At 37.4% G+C, this 21614-nt stretch carries 22 protein-coding genes; 7 read left to right on the forward strand and 15 right to left on the reverse strand.

Going from position 1 to position 21614, the window contains the following annotated elements:
* Positions 1–113: 113 nt before the first annotated feature.
* Positions 114–1469: a 4-aminobutyrate--2-oxoglutarate transaminase gene (gene gabT / locus ACMX9J_RS11330; RefSeq protein ID WP_028411359.1), complete on the reverse strand. Its 1356-nt coding sequence runs from the start codon at positions 1467–1469 to the stop codon at positions 114–116.
* Positions 1470–1745: 276 nt separating this feature from the next.
* On the opposite strand from gabT, the gene ACMX9J_RS11335 reads away from it, so the two are divergent.
* The gene (locus ACMX9J_RS11335; protein WP_028411360.1) at positions 1746–2171 is read left to right on the forward strand and encodes a DUF2621 domain-containing protein; all 426 of its coding nucleotides are present in this window, start codon (positions 1746–1748) and stop codon (positions 2169–2171) included.
* A gap of 31 nt (positions 2172–2202) precedes the next feature.
* Here the strand turns inward: ACMX9J_RS11335 and ACMX9J_RS11340 are convergent, their stop codons facing one another.
* The 3 genes from ACMX9J_RS11340 to ACMX9J_RS11350 all read right to left on the reverse strand — a co-directional run bounded on the left by ACMX9J_RS11340 (position 2203) and on the right by ACMX9J_RS11350 (position 4275).
* Entirely contained in the window at positions 2203–2694 is a 492-nt protein-coding gene (locus ACMX9J_RS11340; protein WP_013084715.1) for a CcdC family protein, read from the reverse strand.
* Positions 2695–2798: 104 nt separating this feature from the next.
* Entirely contained in the window at positions 2799–3356 is a 558-nt protein-coding gene (locus tag ACMX9J_RS11345) for a DUF2179 domain-containing protein (protein WP_013058767.1), read from the reverse strand.
* 211 nt (positions 3357–3567) lie between these two features.
* Positions 3568–4275 carry a cytochrome c biogenesis CcdA family protein gene (locus tag ACMX9J_RS11350; RefSeq protein ID WP_033579815.1) on the reverse strand — a complete coding sequence of 236 codons (708 nt, stop codon included), beginning with the start codon at positions 4273–4275 and terminating at the stop codon, positions 3568–3570.
* Positions 4276–4414: 139 nt separating this feature from the next.
* Between ACMX9J_RS11350 and ACMX9J_RS11355 the strand changes: the two genes are divergently transcribed.
* The gene (locus ACMX9J_RS11355) at positions 4415–4591 is read left to right on the forward strand and encodes an aspartyl-phosphate phosphatase Spo0E family protein (RefSeq protein WP_013084718.1); all 177 of its coding nucleotides are present in this window, start codon (positions 4415–4417) and stop codon (positions 4589–4591) included.
* Positions 4592–4613: 22 nt separating this feature from the next.
* Here the strand turns inward: ACMX9J_RS11355 and ACMX9J_RS11360 are convergent, their stop codons facing one another.
* The 8 genes from ACMX9J_RS11360 to yneA all read right to left on the reverse strand — a co-directional run bounded on the left by ACMX9J_RS11360 (position 4614) and on the right by yneA (position 12681).
* A complete protein-coding gene (locus ACMX9J_RS11360; RefSeq protein WP_165635201.1) occupies positions 4614–6419 on the reverse strand; it encodes an ABC transporter ATP-binding protein in 1806 nt (601 codons plus the stop codon).
* Positions 6409–8172, reverse strand: a complete 1764-nt coding sequence (locus tag ACMX9J_RS11365; protein ID WP_033579813.1) for an ABC transporter transmembrane domain-containing protein — start codon at positions 8170–8172, stop codon at positions 6409–6411. The genes ACMX9J_RS11360 and ACMX9J_RS11365 overlap by 11 nt, the downstream gene beginning before the upstream one ends.
* A 90-nt stretch (positions 8173–8262) precedes the next feature.
* Positions 8263–8475: a YneF family protein gene (locus ACMX9J_RS11370; RefSeq protein WP_013058772.1), complete on the reverse strand. Its 213-nt coding sequence runs from the start codon at positions 8473–8475 to the stop codon at positions 8263–8265.
* A 90-nt stretch (positions 8476–8565) separates the two neighbouring features.
* Complete coding sequence (sirA, locus tag ACMX9J_RS11375; RefSeq protein WP_028411364.1) at positions 8566–9006, reverse strand: sporulation inhibitor of replication protein SirA; 441 nt, start codon at positions 9004–9006, stop codon at positions 8566–8568.
* A gap of 149 nt (positions 9007–9155) precedes the next feature.
* Positions 9156–11162 (reverse strand): transketolase, encoded by a 2007-nt coding sequence (tkt, locus tag ACMX9J_RS11380; protein ID WP_013058774.1) that lies wholly within the window; start codon positions 11160–11162, stop codon positions 9156–9158.
* A gap of 167 nt (positions 11163–11329) precedes the next feature.
* Complete coding sequence (locus ACMX9J_RS11385; protein WP_013058775.1) at positions 11330–11560, reverse strand: DUF896 domain-containing protein; 231 nt, start codon at positions 11558–11560, stop codon at positions 11330–11332.
* A 69-nt stretch (positions 11561–11629) separates the two neighbouring features.
* A complete protein-coding gene (locus ACMX9J_RS11390) occupies positions 11630–12298 on the reverse strand; it encodes a recombinase family protein (protein WP_028411365.1) in 669 nt (222 codons plus the stop codon).
* 53 nt (positions 12299–12351) lie between these two features.
* Positions 12352–12681, reverse strand: a complete 330-nt coding sequence (gene yneA / locus ACMX9J_RS11395; RefSeq protein WP_028411366.1) for a cell division suppressor protein YneA — start codon at positions 12679–12681, stop codon at positions 12352–12354.
* 146 nt (positions 12682–12827) lie between these two features.
* Between yneA and lexA the strand changes: the two genes are divergently transcribed.
* Positions 12828–13445, forward strand: coding sequence for a transcriptional repressor LexA (lexA, locus tag ACMX9J_RS11400; protein WP_013058778.1), 618 nt, complete (start codon positions 12828–12830; stop codon positions 13443–13445).
* Between the two features lie 209 nt (positions 13446–13654).
* Positions 13655–15100 carry a hypothetical protein gene (locus tag ACMX9J_RS11405; protein ID WP_033579812.1) on the forward strand — a complete coding sequence of 482 codons (1446 nt, stop codon included), beginning with the start codon at positions 13655–13657 and terminating at the stop codon, positions 15098–15100.
* A gap of 67 nt (positions 15101–15167) precedes the next feature.
* Here ACMX9J_RS11405 and ACMX9J_RS11410 read toward each other — a convergent pair whose 3' ends face one another.
* Positions 15168–15368, reverse strand: a complete 201-nt coding sequence (locus tag ACMX9J_RS11410) for a hypothetical protein (RefSeq protein ID WP_230624665.1) — start codon at positions 15366–15368, stop codon at positions 15168–15170.
* 282 nt (positions 15369–15650) lie between these two features.
* Here ACMX9J_RS11410 and ACMX9J_RS11415 point away from each other — a divergent pair, with 282 nt between their 5' ends.
* Genes ACMX9J_RS11415 through ACMX9J_RS11425 form a run of 3 tightly spaced genes read left to right on the forward strand, consistent with a single transcriptional unit; the run spans position 15651 to position 18543 of the window.
* Complete coding sequence (locus tag ACMX9J_RS11415; RefSeq protein ID WP_033579811.1) at positions 15651–17156, forward strand: ArnT family glycosyltransferase; 1506 nt, start codon at positions 15651–15653, stop codon at positions 17154–17156.
* A gap of 20 nt (positions 17157–17176) precedes the next feature.
* Positions 17177–17569, forward strand: a complete 393-nt coding sequence (locus tag ACMX9J_RS11420; RefSeq protein WP_028411369.1) for a GtrA family protein — start codon at positions 17177–17179, stop codon at positions 17567–17569.
* A complete protein-coding gene (locus ACMX9J_RS11425) occupies positions 17566–18543 on the forward strand; it encodes a glycosyltransferase family 2 protein (protein WP_028411370.1) in 978 nt (325 codons plus the stop codon). Before ACMX9J_RS11420 ends, ACMX9J_RS11425 begins: the two co-directional genes overlap by 4 nt.
* Before the next feature lie 39 nt (positions 18544–18582).
* On the opposite strand, the gene ACMX9J_RS11430 is transcribed toward ACMX9J_RS11425, so the two are convergent.
* Together ACMX9J_RS11430 and ACMX9J_RS11435 are read right to left on the reverse strand one after the other, a co-directional pair.
* Positions 18583–19560 carry a cation diffusion facilitator family transporter gene (locus ACMX9J_RS11430; protein WP_416225817.1) on the reverse strand — a complete coding sequence of 326 codons (978 nt, stop codon included), beginning with the start codon at positions 19558–19560 and terminating at the stop codon, positions 18583–18585.
* 109 nt (positions 19561–19669) lie between these two features.
* Positions 19670–21496, reverse strand: coding sequence for an APC family permease (locus ACMX9J_RS11435; protein WP_028411372.1), 1827 nt, complete (start codon positions 21494–21496; stop codon positions 19670–19672).
* Positions 21497–21614: the final 118 nt, after the last annotated feature.

The raw sequence follows: 21614 nt of genomic DNA on the forward strand, positions 1-21614 counted from the left end.
TTATTTTATCAGAAAATGAAAAATCTATAAATAGAGTGTCCAAACATATCCATTCTTTGTGATTTATGAAGAATGAGTGAAGAGTTCTCTCTTCACTCATGCCTCAATTTCTCTTATACTTCAACCGTTTGCTGCACGCTTGCTTCTAGTGCTGCTTCAAAAATAGCTAAGCCTTCTTCTAGCTGCTCATCTGTAATAACAATCGGCATTAAGATACGAAGAACGTTTCCGAATACTCCCGCGCTAAGCAGTAATAATCCACGTTTGTTTGCTTCTTTTACGATGCGCTGTGTAAGCTCTTTATCCGCTTCTTTTGTTTCGCGGTCTTTCACAAGCTCGATAGCAGACATAGCTCCTAATCCGCGGATATCACCGATACAGTCATATTTTTCTGCTAATTTTTCAAATCGTGATGTTACCACTTTTCCAAGGTACTCACCGCGTTCATTTAGCTTTTCTTCTTCAATGATATCAAGTACAGCTAAAGCCGCTTCACATCCAAGAGGGCTTCCGCAGTACGTTCCGCCAAGCTCACCAGGATTAGATTCATCCATGATTTCAGCGCGGCCGATGACACCACTAATCGGTACACCAGCTCCTAGTGATTTAGATACTGTAATTAAATCTGGTGCAACGTCAAAGTGTTCAATACCGAAGTAGCGGCCCGTACGTGCAAAACCAGCTTGAATTTCATCTGATACAAATAAAATTCCGTGCTCTTTACATAATTGATACACTTCTTGCACAAAACGTTTACCTGGAACAATGAAACCACCTTCGCCTTGAATTGGCTCCATTACAACAGCTGCAATCGTTTCTGGTGCTACTTCTGTATTTAAGAAGTTTTTGAATTCAGTGATCATAAACTCTTCGTATGCTTCAACTGATAATCCTTGTGGGCGGCGATACTCATAAGGATATGGAGCTTTGTATACTTCAGGAGCAAACGGTCCAAATTCATATTTATATGGCTTTACTTTACTTGTCATTGTCATTGTCATTAATGTACGGCCGTGGAAACCGCGGTTAAATGAAATAATTCCTTGACGCTTTGTATATTTACGAGCAATTTTCACTGCATTTTCTACAGCTTCTGCTCCGCTATTTAAAAGTAATACTTTCTTGTCAAATTCACCAGGTGCAATTGCTGCTAATCTTTCTGCAAGCTCTACATATGACTCATACATCATGACATTAAATCCTGTGTGAATAAAACGGTCTACTTGCTTGTGAAGCGCTTCTTTTACTTTTGGATGACTATGTCCTACATTGATTGTGCCAATTGCCCCTACGAAATCAATAAACGTATTGCCATCGACATCTTTAACGATCGCCCCTTCAGCCGTATCAGCAAATGTCGGAATGCCATAACTTACACCTTTCGGAATGGCACGGTGTCTTCTATCTAATAATTGCTTTGCATTTTCTCCCGGTAAATTTGTTGCTACTTTGCTAAAAGTTTGACTCATTTTTTATCTTCCTCTCATATTAAATAATTCTTCAATTAGTTTATATGCAAAAAACGTGCCAACTTTTAAAAGGCTGAAAAATAAGCATTTTTAGATAATTCTAACGATAATTCACTCATTAATGAGTCAATATAAACTTATCAGTAAGTCAAAAATGACTCTCTTTTCACATAAAGTGCAGGAATTTTATATTGCCATAAAAGGAACAAGGCTTTTATAATAAATGTATAAATATAGTAATGTTATGATTAATCTCTTTATAAAGGAGTGAAAAATATGCTAGAGGGCTGGTTTTTATGGGTTATTTTATTTTGGGTTGTCTTTTTAATGAGCATGTTTGCTATCGGCGGATTTTTTATGTTCAGAAAATTTTTAAAGCGCTTACCAAAAGAAGACGGCATGTCTGAACTTGATTGGCAAGATCACTATCTTTCCAAAACCATTCACCTTTGGTCAGCGGATCAAAAGCAGCTATTAAACGTTCTTGTTGAACCAGTACCTGAACTATTTCGCGATGTGGCCAAACAAAAAATTGCAGGGAAAATTGGGGAACTCGCACTTGAGGAACAAGCCGCCTCTATAACAGAAGACTTAATCGTACGTGGATACATCTTAGCTACGCCTAAACGTGATCATAAATTTTTATTAAAAACATTAAAAAAGCAAAAAATAGATGCCGTCCCTTATCAGCATTTATTTTAAATCAAAAAAGGTGGCTGCGTAGCCACCTTTTTTAATTTAATATCGTTGTATTTCCAAGACGATCATTGTGCAGCTTTCGTTCGAGCTTTTTGTACGATGTGTACATCGCAATGCGCCAAGGTACAATCATACCAAATGCTAAAATCCAGAACATACCGCCAAGCTGGCCAACATCAATTGAAGAACTTAAATATATTTTCATTGCAATTCGAATAATAAGCAAACCAATAATAATGAATGCAAAAGCTTTTGAACGCTTCAAGTAAATATGATCGTCACGAATTTCAAATTTAGACGTTTTAATTAACAGGATTGAGAAGATCATGCCTGCTATTAACGCCTCAAGCAGTTCTGCACCCGTTACTCGAAACATTGGAAAGATAAACATTAACGCTCCCGTACTCATAAAAAAAGGCGGAAGTATAATTTTTTTTGCATTCGTTGGTTTATCAGCAGCTTTCATTCGAACAACTAATATGAAAGAAGCCATAAAAATTGCGACAAGTGTTGAAGCAATAACCAATGAAATCCTTCCTTTACTATAGTTTAGTGTGTACTTATATTATAATCCAAAAAACATCAGAAGTAAAAGTGCAACAAAAAAACAGAAGAGGATCTCTTCTGTTTTTATTTAGTAGAGGTAATATCTGCTTTTGCTTTTTGCTTTTGTTTTTGCTTTTTCATTGCTTTTAGTAAGAACCCGCCTTTAAATTTACGCGGCTCGTATGAAATAATGAAAGCACGAGGCTCATATTCTTCAATGAATGCTAATAGCTCTTCTTCTCTACTTCTTTTTGTTAAAATGTCTAATCTATAGCGTGCACTGTCTCTTCCTTCACCTTGGTACACAGTAACACCAAAACCTTCCTGTCGAAGGCGGTTAATTAACTCTTCATTTTTGGTCATAAGGTTAACTAAGAATGTTGTATATCCGATAGCAAGCCTAGATTCGATATAACTTCCAAGTATAATTCCCACTCCAAATCCAACTGCGTATACAACCATAGCAAGCGTGCTTTGATCTCCTGAAAATACTAGGGATAAGCCAAATACATAAATTAACGCTTCAACAAATCCAAAAACCGAGGCATACATACTCATACCTTTGACTAAAAAAATTGTGCGCAGCGTCAAGATCGGTACATAGATCAGTTGCAAAAGCAAGATTAACAAAATATCTTTCAATTTATACACCTCTTTTTAACAATTAAAAATATGACGATTTCATTGTATCACTCCGTATTTATAGAAGATATAGTAAAAATAAATTTTTTCTATATATTTTTTCGAGTCATATTCTTGCTTCTTTCCTAAGAGCTAAAATGAACGTTTGGTCTTTAAAAAACAAAAAAGAACCTGCCAACTTCCAGATTCTTTTTTGTATCATTTTCCCTTTTTAAAAGCCCGTAAACCCTCCAAATACGCTCGTTGTATAAATAATAATTTTTGTCATCCAGTCAAAATATAAAATAAACCCCATGCCAATCATTGCGTATCCGCCAACTTTCATCATGGAATTCATATGTTTTTTTAACCAGTTCATTTTTCCAATAAAGAATGTCATGATAAAGAACGGAATAGAAAACCCAAGTGAATACGTTATCATGTACAAAAGACCGGAGCCTGGGTTTGTCGCTGCAAGCGCCATAACCGATACTAAAATAGGTCCCGTGCAAGGAGTCCAGCCGGCAGCAAAAGCCATACCAATAAAAGAAGAACCTAAGAGTCCAGCCGGCTTATTGGCGAATTGAACTTTATGTTCCTGCATAAGAATTCGAGGCTTAAAAATCCCTAGTACAACTAGACCAAAGAAAATAATAAGAATAGCGCCAATCTGCCGAATTAAATCCTTATAGTTAAAAAACCACTGACCAATAAAGGATGTCGCAAAACCAATCATAATAAAGATAACAGAAAATCCCAGCAGGAAAAAAGCTGTGTGAATAAAAGCTTTGCGCTGATGTGACTTAGCGCCTTCCTTTAGCTCGCTGACTGATACTCCCGTTATGTACGATAAAAAAGCTGGATACAAAGGCAAACAGCAGGGTGAAATAAACGATAAAAAGCCTGCGCCAAATGCCAAAAATAAATTTAAATCTCCCACATTTCCCACTTCCCTTTTTTGTTCTTTTTGTTCTTTTTCGTTACCATTTTGTAACCAAATTGTCTTATCTCACTTCTTTCAAATAGTACCATTATCTTGTATAATTAGGTAAACGACTTGTTAGAAGGGATACATAGCATTGGCCAAAAAAGATATTCTATTAGCGATTGAAAAGAAACGAGAAGAACTCATCCGCATAGTCCGAGTAAGTGGATTAAACTCTCCACCTGCTATTAAACATAGTCAAGAATTAGATCATTTATTAAACGTTTACAATGAATTCCCTGCTCAAACAACAGAAACAACCTCTTCATGAAGGTTGTTTCTTTTTTTCACCTTCACTCTATCAATTCTTTATAAATCTCTTTTACTCCTGTTTCTTTATTGAAATTTTCCTCTTTTTCACTGTGCTGAAGCTGATACATATTATAGTACAAACCGCCTTTATCTAGCAGTTCAGCATGCGTTCCTTTTTCGACTATTTTCCCTTTATGCAATACTAAAATACAATCGGCGTGTTGAATAGTTGATAAACGATGTGCAATCGCAATCGTTGTGCGGCCTTTTCCCATATCTCTTAACACTTCTTGAATCGCTTCTTCCGTTTCTGTATCGATATGGGCTGTTGCTTCATCAAGAATAAGGATTTTAGGGTTTCGAATCACCGTTCTTGCAAATGCTAAGAGCTGACGCTGACCGCTTGATAAAGTTGAACCTCTTTCCACTAGCACTTCATTATACTTATTAGGAAGAGCTTCGATAAATGCGTGAGCTTGCACAAATTTCGCCGCTGCTTTTACTTGCTCATCAGAAAAATGGTCTTCATGCAGCGTAATATTTCGCTTTACGGTATCGGCAAATAAAAAGGCATCTTGCAGCACCAGCCCTACCTGATCTCGAAGCTGTTTATTTGAAAAGGACGACAGTGGTTTATTATCGATCAAAATGTCTCCTTTTTGCTGCTCATAAAAACGCATTAATAAATTAATGATGGAGCTTTTCCCGCTTCCAGTATGGCCTACTAAAGCCACTGTTTCTCCTTCGTTTACCGTAAATGATATATCAGAAAGCACATCTCGAACACCGTCATAGGAAAACGTGACGTTTTTGAATTCTACCGTTCCTTTTTGTACCCCCTGCTTTTGTTCTCCTGTCATCACTGGATTTTTTTCTTCCTCATCCATCAAATCAAATACCCGGGAGGCTGATACCATCGCTTGCTGATACATAGAAAGACGCTGCATCATTTCATTAACGGGCTCAAAAAAACGATCCAAATAGTTGATAAACGCGTAAAGAACACCAATTTTAACAGGACTGTCAGCTACGGAAATGCCAAAATAACTGAGCACAAGAATAACGGCTAAAATATAAAGAATTTCGACAGCAGGCCTCAATAGCAAACCATCTAACTTAATATTGCGCATGCCCGCTTTGTAGTGCTCATCATTAATTTCTTCAAATTCCGAGCGAAGCCGCTTTTCTTGACGAAATAATTGAATAATGGACATGCCTTGCAAAGACTCATGAAGCTTGGCATTTAACTGACTTAGCTTTTCTCGGAGCTGTCCGTAGTAAATAGCGCTGTAATGCTGATAAAGCTTCATAAGTCCCCAAATAAACGGGAGAAGAACTAAACAGTAAAAAGCCAGCTTCACATCTAGCATAAACATCGCTATAAAAATACCAATCAAAAATACCCCATTTTGAATAAAAACCGCGATGACTTCTACAAACATTTCTTTCATAGCTTCCGTGTCATTTGTAATTCGAGAAACAAGGCTTCCCGTTGGCGTGTTGTCAAAAAAGCGAAGCGCCAGACGATGAACATGAGAAAAAACGTCAATTCGAATCTGCTGAATAATTTGAAGCGCAATTTTCTGAAACTGCAGAAGCTGAAAGTATTGAACGACAATTTTTAAAAGCTGTAAAAGCAAATAACTGCTTGCAAGCCACACCAGAGGCTGAAGAGGCAAATACTTAGGAGTTAAATAATCGTCAATGAAAATTTTAATCAAAATGGGCCCTAATAAATCAGCAGCCGTAGCAATTAATAATAGAGTGAACGCTAAAAAAAATGATTTTTTATGCGGAATTGTATAGTGAAACAGACGTTTATGTACCGAAGAATGCTCAATTTTCATTTTTCGTCTCTCCTTCTTCTACCGCACGTTCAAGCTGCTGTCTATCGTACATATCCTGATACCAGCCGCTCACGCTAAGCAGTTCCTCATGATTTCCTCGCTGAATAATTTTCCCTTTATCAAGGACAAGAATCAGGTCTGCATGAGTAACCGAGCTCAGCCGATGCGCTGTAATAATCGTTGTTCGATTTTGACGTTTTTGCCTCAACGCTTGTAAAATACCCGCTTCCGTTTTTCCATCTACCGCTGATAGCGAGTCATCTAAAATTAAAAGCTCAGGATCTAATAGAAGAGCTCTTGCAATCGAGATACGCTGTTTTTGTCCACCAGATAACGAAACGCCTTTTTCACCTACTATTGTTTGATAGCCATCTGTAAAATCGAGGATGTCTTTATGTACATTTGCAACTTTAGCCGCTTCTTGGATTTCTTGATTGCTTGCGTCTTCTTTTCCGAACGCGATATTAGCAGCGACTGTTGTTGAAAACAAAAAGTGATCTTGAGGAACATATCCAATGCTTTTGTACAGTGAATCAAAAGCATAATCTTTAATGTCTTTTCCTCCCCATAAAACAGCTCCGTCGCTTACATCAAATTCACGAAGCAACAGCTTTAAAAGCGTGGTTTTCCCAGCACCCGTCTTTCCGACAATCCCTAACGTTTGACCGCGAGAAAGTGTAAAGTAAATTTCGTTTAACGTGTATTCGTCTTCTTTACCATACGAAAACCTATGAATAACAGCTTCAATATTTCCTGTTGGCAGTTCAACACTAGGATGCGCTGCTTCTTCAATCGAATTTTCTTCTTTTAATAAAGAAAATACCCTGTCATATGATGCTCTTCCTCGTTCCACAATGTTAAATAGCCAGCCAAACGCGAGCATCGGCCAAATAAGAAGGCCCAAATAAGTTGTAAAGGTAACAAGCTGTCCCAGTGTTAACTCTTCACTAATCACCATCTTGCTGCCAAAAATAAGAGCAAGTAAAAAAGAAAGTGCTACAATAATCGAAATGGTCGGATCAAACAATGCATCTACTCGTGCTACTTTCATGTTCTTTTGAACAACATCTGCAGACTTCATACGAAATTCTTCGACATCAGCTGCTTCTTCCCCAAACGTCTTAATGACTTTAATTCCGCTAATGCTTTCTTGAACCTTATCATTTAAAGTAGAAAATGCTGCTTGTGCGTGATGAAACCGCGCATGAAGCAATGTACCATAGTAACTTGTTAAAACGGCCATAAGCGGCATAGGAATAAGGCAAATAAGCGTTAATTTCCAGCTGATTGTTAGGGCCATTGTGCATAGAACAAGCCCTCCTGTGACAATGGAATCCACGAGCGTCAAAACGCCCGAACCTGCAGTTTGTTGAATAGCTTGAATATCATTCGTTGCATGGGCCATCAAATCCCCAATTCGCCGCCGCTGATAAAAGGCCTGATTCATCCTGGTAAAATGAGTGTAGAGAGTATTTCTCAGCTGCTTGGCTAGTTTAACAGATGAACCAAATATCATAATACGCCATATGTATCTTGTGAAATAGGCCACAACAGCAGCTCCTAGCAAAATGCCAACCATCTGCATTAAGCGCTTTCCATTCAGCGTCCCTTCTTTAATGCCATCTACCGTTAAACCAATAATTTTAGGCGGGAGAAGTTCTAATGCTGCCACAATAATGAGCAGCGCTATCCCCGTTATGTAAGACTTTTTTTCCTGTTTGAAAAACCACCATAACTCTCGAAAAATTTTCATCGTATCCCCCTAGCCCCACAACCATTTTCTTATCTCTATCATAAAACAAAAGACACCCTTCTGAATAGAGAGTGTCTGTCCAATTAACCATTATTTAATTTGGCCGTTCATTGCTTTCATCATTTGGTTAATTTTTTTCTGCGATGGTTTCATGCCCATTTGCATCATCATCATTTTTAACATTTGTTCATTAATTGGTGGATTTTTCTTCAGATAGCTCATCATATACTTACGAGCAATGAAAAATCCTAGCGCTATCCCAACAATTAATGCTAGAACACCAACTAGAATATACATTCCCATGGTATTACTTCCTCCTTCGTGTTGTCTAACTTACAGTGTACTAGACCATACGCTATTATACAATATTTCCGTTCCAATTTCCTTAAATAATTACACAAATTTTCTTGTTTTCACAGGCCTCAGCCAGCCGTATTCATCCGTTCCATAATTCACTGCTAAAAAACAAGGATCTAGCTTGCGTAATACTTCAAAAAAAGCTGTCTCAGCATCAACATTGCCATCTCCTTCAATTGTTATACAGCGATTCGTTAATTTTATAGATGCTCGACTTTTTTTATGAGGATATTCTAGCACAAACGTCTCTTGATGAGTAAAAAAATGAGGATAATGAGAAAACGCCTGAAGTAATTCTCGTTGAATAAATGAATTGGGCAGTTGGCGAGTAATGTAATGAACTTGTTTTTGTAAATGCGTTTCCTGCAAGTGACGTTTCATTTTATATTCAATCAGCAGCTGATAAATGAGCTTTTCTCTTCGAAAATAGGATGATGCAACTTCTTCCTCCATTAAATATACTTCATACGTTCTCACGATTCATCCTCCCTTTCGGCTCGTTCTTTTTTGTACCATTATACCGAATGGTGTACGCAATGCTTGTCTATCGATGAAAAAATTTCTTTGTTTTTTTGTCGAAAAAAAAGAGCAGACCATAGGAGTCTGCTCTTTCTTGTGAAAAAGAATTATGCATTAAGCAAGCTTTTCACTTTTGCTACTACATTTTCAACTGTAAAACCAAATTCTTTCATGATTGTTTCACCAGGAGCAGATGCACCGAAGTGATTAATACCAAGAACTTGTCCCTCGTCTCCAACATAGCGTTCCCAGCCAAGTGTAGAAGCCATTTCAATACCTAAACGTTTTTTCACTGATTTAGGGATAACACTTTCTTTGTACTCAGCAGATTGCTCTTCGAAACGATCCCATGCAGGCATACTTACTACAGATACATCAATGCCTTCTGCAGCTAATGCTTTTTGTGCTTCTACTGCTAGGCTTACTTCAGAGCCTGTTGCAAGTATTAATGCATCCGCTTGGTCTTTACCAGCTTTAGATACAACGTACGCGCCTTTAGACACGCCTTCGTATGCATTTTCTTTTGTACCTTCAAGCGTTGGCAAGTTTTGACGAGTCAATACAAGCGCCGTTGGGCGGTCAGTTGATTCTAATGCTAAGCGCCATGCAGCAGCTGTTTCATTTGCATCTGCAGGACGAACCACTGAAAGACCTGGCATTGCACGAAGTGATGGCAATTGTTCAATTGGCTCATGTGTTGGGCCGTCTTCTCCAACTGCGATACTGTCATGTGTGAATACATATGTTACAGGAAGCTTCATTAAAGCTGCTAAGCGAATTGCTGGGCGAAGATAATCAGAGAATACAAAGAATGTTCCTCCGAATACTTTTACACCGCCGTGTAGAGCCATACCGTTTAATGCAGCTCCCATTGCAAATTCACGTACACCGAACCAAATATTACGTCCGCTGTAATCAGCTGCAGTGAAGTCTTCTGAACCTTTAATCATTGTTTTATTTGACCCAGCTAAGTCAGCTGAACCGCCGAAGAATTGAGGTACAGCTTGTGCTACTGCGTTTAATACTTCTCCAGAAGAAGCACGGCTAGCTAAGCTTGAACCCGTTTCGTATGCTGGAAGCGTTTCTTCCCAGCCTTCCGGTAACTTTCCTTCTACTGCTAGTTCAAATTGACGACCTAGTTCAGGATATTTTTCTTTATACTGTGCAAATACATCGTTCCATTCGTTTTCTTTCTTTTGGCCATCTTCAGCAATTGTAGCTTTGAAGTGAGCATACACTTCTTCTGGCACATAGAAATCTTCTTCAAATGTCCATGCATAAGCTTCTTTTGTTAATTTTGTTTCATCGGAACCTAATGGAGAACCGTGCACGCCAGAAGTACCCGCGTGGTTTGGAGAACCAAATCCGATTGTTGTTTTTACTTCAATTAGCGTTGGGCGTGTTAAATCGCCTTTTGCTTCTTCAATTGCGTTTGCAATCGCTGTCAAGTCATTGCCGTCTTCAACGCGAATTACTTGCCATCCGTAAGCCTTGAAACGATCTTCTACGTTCTCAGAGAACGAGCGATCTAAATCTCCGTCTAAAGAAATATCATTTGAATCGTATAAAACAACTAAGCGTCCTAATTTTAAGTGTGCCGCTAATGAAGCTGCTTCAGCAGATACACCTTCCATTAAGTCTCCGTCACCACAAATACCATACGTAAAGTGGTCTACAATTTCTAAACCTTCTTTGTTGTATGTTTCAGCTAAATGACGTTCTGCCATTGCTTTACCAACAGCCATTGCAATACCTTGTCCTAGTGGACCAGTTGTTGCATCAACACCTGCTGTATGACCGAACTCTGGATGACCTGGTGTTTTGCTTCCCCATTGACGGAAGTTTTTAAGGTCTTCAATTGATAAGTCATATCCAGCTAAATGAAGCAAGCTGTATAATAGTGCTGATCCGTGTCCTGCTGATAATACAAAGCGGTCACGGTTGAACCAGTTTGGATTCTTTGGATTGATGTTCATAAATTTTGTCCACAATGTATATGCCATTGGAGCAGCTCCCATTGGCATACCTGGGTGACCTGAATTTGCTTTCTCAATCGCATCGATTGATAAAGTACGAATTGTTGCAATCGAAAGATCTTCAATACGTTGTGTCATACTCTTCATTCCTTTCAAAACTATGTACATATGTTATCATACTAATGATTTGCTTATTTGTACAATACTTGAACCAAAAAAATTTCCACTTTTACAGTTTTTGTGTGCCTTATTAAAAATATACAAAAAACTAGAGGGAACTCTCCCTCTAGTTTTACTAGAACGTCTTAGTGAAGACGCTTCTTTTTGCTCTCTTTTAACTTCTTAGGCGTAACATCTTTACCTTCCTCGTCCACAACTTTAATCGTATGAAGGTGGTTTGTCATAGATTGTCGGAAAACTTTTAAATATTCCTGACGTAGCTCTTGCTGTTCTTTCGCTTCAGATTCTGTCAGACCTTCAGCCTTTGCCTTTTTTGAAAGAGCATTAATACGAGCAAGTTTATCTTTTGATAGCATATAAAACCTATCTCCTTATAATCAATAATTAAAATTACCGAACCGTTCCGGCAACATGTAGTCATCTTACTAAATCTCTTTCGTTTTATCAAGAGATTGAGCACTTTCTTGATACTCTTGATAGCGACGATGTACCGTTGCTTTTGAAATATTATAACCAAAACCTTTTAGCGTAACTGAAATTTCAGCAAAGGTTAAGCCGTTATGACGAAGGCGGACAATTTCTTCAATCGGCGCTTCTTTTTTTTCTCTTCCTGAGTTAACTCCTTGATTTTTTAAATTTTGCTGCGGACGATAACCGTTTTCTACGGCTCTTTTCATTCCTCTTTTAATTTTAGCGTTATGTAATTTCCGCTGATGCTCTTCCACTAAGCTAATAATATCTAACACCATCGAATCAGATTCTGAAAGCTGAAGCTGACCTTGATGACTAATCGTATAGATCGTAGCATTTTCTTTATGAAAAGCATGAAGAAGCGCGATTCGGGCATTTCCTCTGCCTAATCGCGTTTCGTCTTGAATGAGCAGCACAGATATTTTTTCTTCTTTCATTGTATGAAGAACATCCAATATACCCTCTCTGTCTACGTCATATCCGCTTGCTTTTTCCATTACGACTTTTTTTACGTTTAGATGGTGAAGATCAGCAAGCTTTTTTAATTCTTCTTGCTGGCGCTGTAAAGATGTTTCTTGGGTTTTTTTATCCGTACTTACACGGCAATAAATAATGGCGTCCACTTTTATCACGACCTTTTCGGCTTCTAACAATATTCAGGAACGGCCGTTACACACTACTGTTCAATTGCCACTTGATTATGTAACTCTTTTTTTAAAACAGGAATATATAATTTATCTCCAGGAGATAAAGACTGGGCAGTGTCTGAGTTTAGATCATTGACGTCTTCAACCCATTTGACAAATTCATTGGTGGTCAAATGATGGTGATTATGATACTTGTTGGACAAGTCCCAAAGCGTATCTCCTTTTGTAATAGTAACCGTTGAATATTTGTCTAAATCTACTTTATCCGCTCCTAAAACCAGCGTCAATACATATGTAAGTGCAGCGATAACTGCAAAAAAAATAGCGTAATGTTTCATAGAATGTAAGAATTGGTGCATATTATGATCCCCCTATCAGAATATATGTTCTTATTTTATTGAGAACATTTGTTTCTGTCAATGGAATTCTTCGAACTTATGTTTGTATATTGACACATCACGTGGTATAATTCACCTAAAGAATAGCTAAAATCGAGGTGAAAAATATGAAGCTATCAAAACGTCAACAAGACATACTAGATTTTATTAAGCACGAAGTAAAATTAAAAGGTTATCCGCCTTCTGTTCGTGAGATTGGGGAAGCGGTGGGATTAGCCTCTAGCTCCACTGTACACGGGCATTTAGCTCGTTTAGAAAGTAAAGGGTTAATTCGCAGAGATCCAACAAAACCAAGAGCAATCGAAGTTCTTCAACTAGACGAAGTAAACATCCCTAAAAGCAATGTCATTAATGTTCCTGTTATCGGTAAAGTAACAGCGGGTCTTCCTATAACAGCCGTTGAAAATGTGGAAGAATATTTCCCTCTTCCAGATAAATTCGTTTCTCCAGATGATCATGTATTTATGCTTGAAATTATGGGAGAAAGTATGATTGAAGCAGGTATTCTAGATGGCGATATGGTAATCGTACGTCAGCAGCAAACTGCTAATAACGGAGATATTGTGGTCGCTATGACCGAAGACAACGAAGCAACGGTAAAACGTTTCTTTAAAGAAGAAAATTTCGTTCGTTTACAGCCTGAAAATTCAACGATGGCGCCTATTATTCTTCGCCACGTAACGATTTTAGGAAAAGTCACTGGTGTATATCGCACGATTCACTAATCACACACTGTATGTAAAACCAACTAATCATGATGTTAGTTGGTTTTTTACGTTTGTTTTCTAAAAAAATTGGCATATTATAAATGATACGTCGAATCATTACAGGCAGGTAGAGCGGTTTTTATAAAGCCTGTTTTACCTTTTACTTTCTGTCTGCATTTTTTCGACTCTCAAAAAAAATACAACCGACTATAAGAAGGATGTAGTTTATGACCAATACACCAAGGAAAACAGAAGCATTTCAAACTATTATGCCTACCAAAGCAATGAACATGTTTCTTTTTCCTTTTTCCTTTGATCGAAAAAATAAAGAGCAGCTTGTTCATGCACTAGAAGCAAATATGTTTGAGTTTTTTTCCATTCAAAACAAACATGTAGAAAAAGAATACTACGGAGAACAGTATTACGTATCTCATGATAGCTTGGATCAATATTTTCTTCCTTACATTGAATGTATTCTATTTCCTGATTCGTGCGAAAAAGAAGGCTTGCTTCGATTTTCAAAAAAAATAGACCATACCGTTACGCTACAAACTTCCTCCACCACCGTGTCTAGCAACGTGCTGTCTGTGGATGTTTTTTTATGTCCTTTTGAAATTGGCGTCATGACCATTCGCACTGAGATGAGTCATAATCATTACACCTATGATGACATTTTAGAATTCATGAATCATTTTCGTGTATTAGAACCGAAGCTTGCTGAAGAGCATGGATCCACCATTACCTATGAACATCATCGCTATAGCAAAGTACAGGATTATATTTTTTCACAGCTCGCGCCATTTTTGAACGAACACATCAAAAAAGAAGCGACGCGTGAACAGCACGTCGGGAGTCTTCCTTATTTTATCGATGAACGGATGTTTGTATTAAGTTATGTAACGGTAAATCAAGAGCAAGAGATTAACTCCACAACTTTATTTCGTACTGGGCAGCTAAATAGCTATACGCCTGACGGGAAACCGTTTATCTCTGCACACAACCATGAGTATATTAAAACGTATAATACCAAACACGTGTATTCCAGATGGGCTCCTGAAACCTATTACGTTATAACAGACCATGTGTTTTCGTGTATTTCTAAATCGACAGACTCTAAAACGGATCAGCTTTTGATGAATCATCTATTTGGCCAGCATTACTATAATTTATTTTTGCATTTTTTCTATAAAATCGTGTTGCTAAAACTATCCTATGAGTATTCTCAGCTCACGTTTCATAAAAATTCAGAGGGCATCGAGCGACTAATTCGCTCTATTACTGTATTTTCAGGTAAATATTTATTTTTAGAAATTAGCTCTCGCACGGAAGGTCAAGAGTTTTCTGAGCTCTTTAAAAAAATCTTCCACATCAATTCTCTTTATCAAGAAGTCAAAGAAACCCTTGGTACTTTGTATCAAAATCAAGAGAAAATCGCGGCCAAGCGTCACAATTACTTATTATTAATTTTAACGATTTATACCGTTCTTTCCGGTATTTACGGAATGAATTTAGTTATTAGCAAGCTAAAGGGAAACATCAATTGGGATAGTATGAAGCAGTTTTCTATCTTTGAATATATCGCTTTAATAGTAGCTTTATCAGGAATTCTGATCAGCATTAGTCTCGGAGTGAGTTCCCTATGGAATTTATTAAAAGATCGATTTAAAACATAAAAGCTGTTCGCATCAGAAAATACATTATAAAAAAGAAGAGATTGAGACATAACTAAATTAAGCAAGTCTAAAGGGAAACAAATGAAATAAATAAGCTAGCAGGGATTGCTTGTGACACCTCTGTTGATTTCCGTGCAAGACTTCGCTTTCCGCGGGCGACCGGTGAGCCTCCTCGTCGCTTGCGCTCCTGCAGGGTCTCACCCCTTCCGCTTTTCCCGCAGGAGTCTTCGTCTTGCCCTCCAATCAACTGCTGGAAAGAACTAAACAAATGAAACCTACGTGCACCATAAAAAACGAACCCCTAATCAAACATGATGATTAATGGTTCGTTTTTCGCTTCGACTAAAATCCTTTTTTCCCAACCTCTTTTATCTATTACTAAATCACTGCCTACTCCACTGAACCTTTTATTACACGTTGTGCCGCTGTTGTAATTTCAGAACAATCTAACATTATACTCTATAAGAAAAATATATACAAAATAATAAAATATGGTATCATAGGGTAGGAATTTTGTACCTTATCTTTGAAATAATTTGCAGGAGGTAATATGCTTAACTCATTTTTATCCAAAAGCCTGATTCTTTTATGTGTCATGATTCTTACATGGTCTCTATGGGGCAGTTATAGTGCGATGACAAATTCATTGGACTTAAAAGGCTTGGCTTTAAGTAATTCATTTATTATTGAAGGAATATGTATCACTTTCCTTGTCATTTTTCTAATAGCTATTGCAAGTAGATACATGAACAAAACTGTTTTTTTTATTTCACTGATTGTTTTGACCTTAGGTGTTCGATTAGCATGGATGCTTTCTGTTCAAACACCTGTAAAATCTGACTTTCTTGTCATGTTAGATGCCGCACGTAATATCGCAAAAGGAAATTATGAATTTAACCAAAGCGTTTATTTCACTACATGGGTATATCAGCTAGGCTTTTCATTCTATGAATCTATTGTTATTCGCTGTTTTGGAGATAGCATTTTCACATTAAAATTGTTAAATATTTTTTATTCTACTGGAACCGTTATTTTTATTTATCTAATTGGCGCTAAAGTATTTAACGAACTTGCTGGGAGAATGGCAGCTTTCCTATATGCGTTCTACATTCCGAACATTCTCTACAGCTCAGTGTTAACCAATCAGCATTTAGCTACTTTTTTATTTTATGCAGCTTTTTACCTTATTATAAAAAGATTTGCTCATAACAAGTTTAGCTGGCTTTATATTGGTCTTCTATTGTCGTTAGGAAATTTAATGCGCCCTCTGGGACCCATTATTATCGTTGCTGTTTTCATTTATTTCATCTTGCAAATTCTTCAACCTTACATTAAAGCGAAGGATGCTGCTGAGTTAAAAACTCGTCGAAAGAAAATAGGAAAAAACCTCGTAGGCGTACTGGCTACTTTTTTTATTGCAAATGCGCTGATCAACTACTCTTTTGTAGCGAGCGGTATTTCTAAATATCCTTTAAGTAACAGAGATCCTTTATGGAAATTCGTTATTGGCTTTAATTATGAAACAAGCGGTTCTTATTCTTCAGAGGATGCTAGTCGTTTTATGGGTATGCCAATTGGAGAAAAACGAGCTGAAGCAGAAAAAGAAGTAATTAAAGAGCGTGTAGCAGATAAAGAGCAGCTTTTAGATCTCTTTCACATTAAATTCCTGAATATGTGGGGAGGAACGGATGCATCTACATTTTGGAGTATTTCATTAACTCCTCAAGAAGATGTACCTTTTAATAAAGAGAAATTAATTAGTGCTGCTCAAATTTATGAAAGAATCATTTACGTTTCAACTACTATTCTTTCCATTATTGGACTTATATGTTTATTCCTGAAAAAGCAGGATAAATATCCGTATACACTGTTTTTATTACTAATCATAGGATACGTTCTTATTCACTTGCTTATTGAAATTCAAACTCGCTATCGATTCTTTATTTTTCCAAGCTTTATGCTGCTCGAAGGGTTTGGTATTTCAGTGATTCTATCTTATTTACTAGTACGGTTTACTAAAAATAAGCCACAGGCAAAATGTGAAGAGATAAATTAAATGGAAGGGATTATGCAACCGTGATAAAATTCCTGAAATTCGGATTCGTAGGTATAATGAATACCCTGCTCACTATTATCAGTTACTTAGCACTCATTCATTTTGATATGAATTATATATTGGCTAACGTACTATCCTATTTCATTGGCGTCATAAACAGCTACTATTGGAACAAATCGTGGGTGTTTCAAGCAACTGTACATAAATGGATGTTAGCTCAATTTTTCATCGTAAACCTTATTACTTTAGCAATTAATACATCTTGCTTATTCCTTCTTGTACACTATACACCTGCTAATCCGATAATTGGACAACTGTTGTCTACTTGTATAGGAATGTTTTTTAATTTTTTTCTTAATAAAATATGGACGTTTAAGCACACAAACAATCACTCGATAGGAGGTAAAGCATGAAAGAACTAATTTCAATCGTGGTACCTATGTATTTTGAAGAAGAAGTAGCTAATGAATGCTATAATCGCTTGCTTTCCGTCATGCATGAAAATCACATTAACTATGAATTCATTTTCGTCAATGACGGCAGTACAGACCGAACAATTGAAATCTTAAAGGACGTAGCAGCTATGGATTCTAACGTAAAAATTATTGATTTTGCCCGTAATTTCGGGCACCAAACTGCCGTCACAGCAGGTATTGACTATGCTCAAGGTGATGCTATCGTAATTATTGATGCTGACTTACAGGATCCGCCTGAAATGATTCCTGAATTAATTGCTAAATGGCAGCAAGGCTATGAAATTGTATACGCAAAGCGCAAGAAGCGAAGCGGAGAGACCTTTTTTAAATTGACAACGGCTAAGTATTTTTATCGCTTTTTAAATTATATGTCCGATATTGAAATCCCAAAAGACACGGGAGATTTTCGTATTATCGACCGAAAAGTTGCGGACGTATTCAAAAAAATGACTGAACGCAATCGTTTCGTAAGAGGAATGATGTCTTGGATCGGCTTCAGGCAAACATATGTAGAATATGAGCGCGATGAGCGTTTTGCTGGTGAAACAAAATATCCTTTAAAAAAGATGATCAAGTTTGCTTCAGATGGAATTATTGGGTTTTCAACGAAACCTTTACGTTTAGTAATGGTTATTGGCTTGTTATCAGTTTTTGTATCACTTCTCGTTTTAAGTTATTCGATTGTTGTTTGGCTGATAGGTGAAAATATTCAGCCTGGCTGGACTTCGATTATGGTAGCTATCACTTTCTTTAGCGGTATTCAGCTACTTGGTTTAGGTCTAGTGGGACAATACATCGCAAGAATTTACGATGAAAGTAAAAATAGACCTATTTACGTTGTACGTGAAACTATTAACTTTTCTGCGGCTTCAACAGATTCTCAAAACGTGCGTGAAAAAGTATATAGCTAAAAAAACAAGGAAGAAAACAACTGTTTTCTTCCTTGTTTTTTATTCTTTTTGAAGCTGTAAATCGCTTGTCACCCAGTCAGGAATTCCATCATCTTCATCAAATTCAATAATGACATCCGTTATTCCTTTTTCCTGTAAAATACGATTTTCGAGACGATCTTTAATATCATCCGCTTCTGCTACTGTTAAAGAAGGATCAATTTCTACTTTTAATTCAACGTGAAGCTCTTCTCCTTCTTTCATCACCATTAACGTTTGAATATCACGCACTTGTACATCTTGCATAACAATAGCGCCAATTTTCATTTCCATTTCTTTATCTGCTTCACCAAGCGCTCCAGCAGCGTTATCTAAAAATACTCGTCCTACTACAAAAAACATCATAAGACCAATTAGCATAGAAGCAATTCCTTCAGCTTGATGAAAAGGCGTAAACCGCGAAATAAAAACGGCGATTAAAGCCAATACGCCTCCTCCAGTGGCTACCAGATCTTCCATAAAAACAAGCTTAGTTGCTGGCTTTGCTTTCTTTAGATGAACAAAGCTTTGCGTAAAAACATTGACCTCTGCAGTATTCATTCCGACATCGTGCAAAATTTCTTTCATTGCCTTAAAGAGGACAAACATCTCAAGTAATACCGAGATGCCAAGTACTGCAATATTTAAAATAAAGCCTGAAGACTTCGTCGGATGAAGAATATGATGATACCCTTCTTTAATCGTTTCAAATGCCATAATTCCTACTACAAGAACCGCCCCTAATAAAACGAGATTAACCAATCGTCCAAATCCGTTTGGAAATCGTTTGGTCGGAGCTTTTTTGCTTAATGCTGAACCTATAAAAACAAAGAACTGATTTGCTGCGTCTCCTAAGCTGTGCATCGTTTCAGCAAACATCGCTACATTTCCCGTTAAAGCAAAAGCAAGCCCTTTAATAATGGATATAATGGTATTAACTATAGCGGCCATCATGGCCGATTTATTTCCTTTTCGCAATAACTTAATTAATTCACTCATGCAATCCCTCCGTTTGTGCCTTTGATGAGATTCAATTATGGTTAGTGTATGTGAATTTAAAAATTAAAAACCTCCAACATATAAGTTGGAGGTTTTTAGTCATGTTTCATTATTTTTTAAAACGATAAGGTACCGTTGTAACGATTACGTTTTTACGGTAAAGCAAATGTGCTTTTAACAGCAGACTGGACTGATTATGAAGGATGTTTTGCCAGCTTTTTTTCGTGATGAACTGCGGAATAACAACCGTAATAGCCATATTATTTTCCCGGGCTTTTTCTTCAGCCATATCGATGAATCGAAACAGCGGACGCACAAGACTGCGGTATTGAGAGTGAAACGTAACAATACGAATATCAGGCTGCCACTTTTCCCACTTCTCTTCCATTCTCTTTTCGCTTTCTCGGTCAAAAGCAACGTGCACCGCAATAACTGTATCACCAATCGTTCTTGCATAGTTCAATGAATTTTCCACTACCTTTGTCATTCCTGCTACAGGAACAATGACCACACTTCCTTCAAGCTTTCCAATCTTTTCTCCTTGCTTAATACGAAGCTGCTCTCCTACCGCTTCATAATGCGTATGAATGCGATGAAAAATATAAACGATAACCGGTAAGAAAACGAGCACGGACCATACTTGTGAAAACTTCGTTGTAAACAAAATGATTAGCACCGTTAAGGTAATGAGGGCACCAATTAAGTTAATGGTTAGCTTTCCTTGCCAGCCGGCCGGCTTTTCTCTAAGCCATTTGACAATCATGCCTGTTTGAGAAAGCGTAAATGGAATGAACACTCCAACTGCATAAAGAGGAATTAATTGTTCCGTCGCTCCTTTAAAGGCGACAAGTAAGACAATAGAAGCAATTCCAAGGGTCACAATTCCATTTGAATAGCCTAGTCGATCGCCGCGAATTTGAAACATTCTTGGCATGTATTTATCAGACGATAAGTTTACGGCAAGCAAAGGGAAAGCTGAAAAACCCGTATTCGCTGCTAGCACTAAAATCAGAGCTGTGGTGCCTTGAATAAAATAATAAAACCCATTTCGTCCAAATACACTCGATGCAATTTGTGATACAACCGTTTCATCTGCTTTTGGAGAAATGCCAAGCCAATAAGCTAAAAACGTGATGCCAGAAAATAAAACGGCTAAAATACCGCCCATCAGCATTAATGTATGAACAGCATTTTTTGCACCTGGATCTTTAAAGTTAGGCACTGCATTCGAAATAGCTTCTACACCAGTCAATGCCGAACAGCCTGATGAAAAAGCTTTTAATAATAAAAACAAACTAATACCTGGCACCACGGTACCGAGAGATGTATGAAGCTCAGGTGAAACTTGACCTGTCACTATTTTGAAGAAGCCCACCGCTATTAACAAAATAAGAGCAATCACAAATAAATAAACCGGATAAGCTAAGACAGAAGCGGATTCTGTTACACCTCGTAAATTTAAAACCGTAATAAAAATCACCAGCAAACACGCAATTACTACGTTATAGTGATGCAGCGTTGGAAAAGCCGAAGTTAAAGCATCGGTTCCTGCTGAAACACTCACGGCAACTGTTAAAATATAATCTACTAACAGTGATCCCCCAGCGATAAGTCCAGGATTTTCTCCTAAATTGGTTTTCGAAACAATATAAGCTCCTCCGCCTTGCGGATACGCATAAATAATTTGACGATATGAAAGAATTAAAGCCGTCAGCAGCACCAATACCCCAATGGCAATTGGAATCGAATACCAATAGGCAAGCACGCCCACTGTTGCAAGGACAATCAAAATCTGTTCTGTTCCATAAGCCACTGAAGATAAGGCATCTGATGATAAAATAGCCAGCGCTTTAAGCTTACTAAGCTTTTGATCGCCTAACTCTTTTGTTTTGAGCGGCTTTCCAATCAATAATCTCTTGAGAACTGAATAGTTCACGTAATTTCCCTCCGATGATTGCTTAGCTAGTATTCACTGTTCGTTGCTAAGCTCCGTTACAAGTTCATGAATAAGTGATATTATCCCTAAAAAATACCTTTTTATGTTAAAAAAGCGC

Origin of the sequence: Priestia sp. RMT2NF4 (genome assembly GCF_047872835.1) — a bacterium.
In the GTDB taxonomy this organism is placed as follows: Bacteria; Bacillota; Bacilli; order Bacillales; family Bacillaceae_H; genus Priestia; species Priestia zanthoxyli.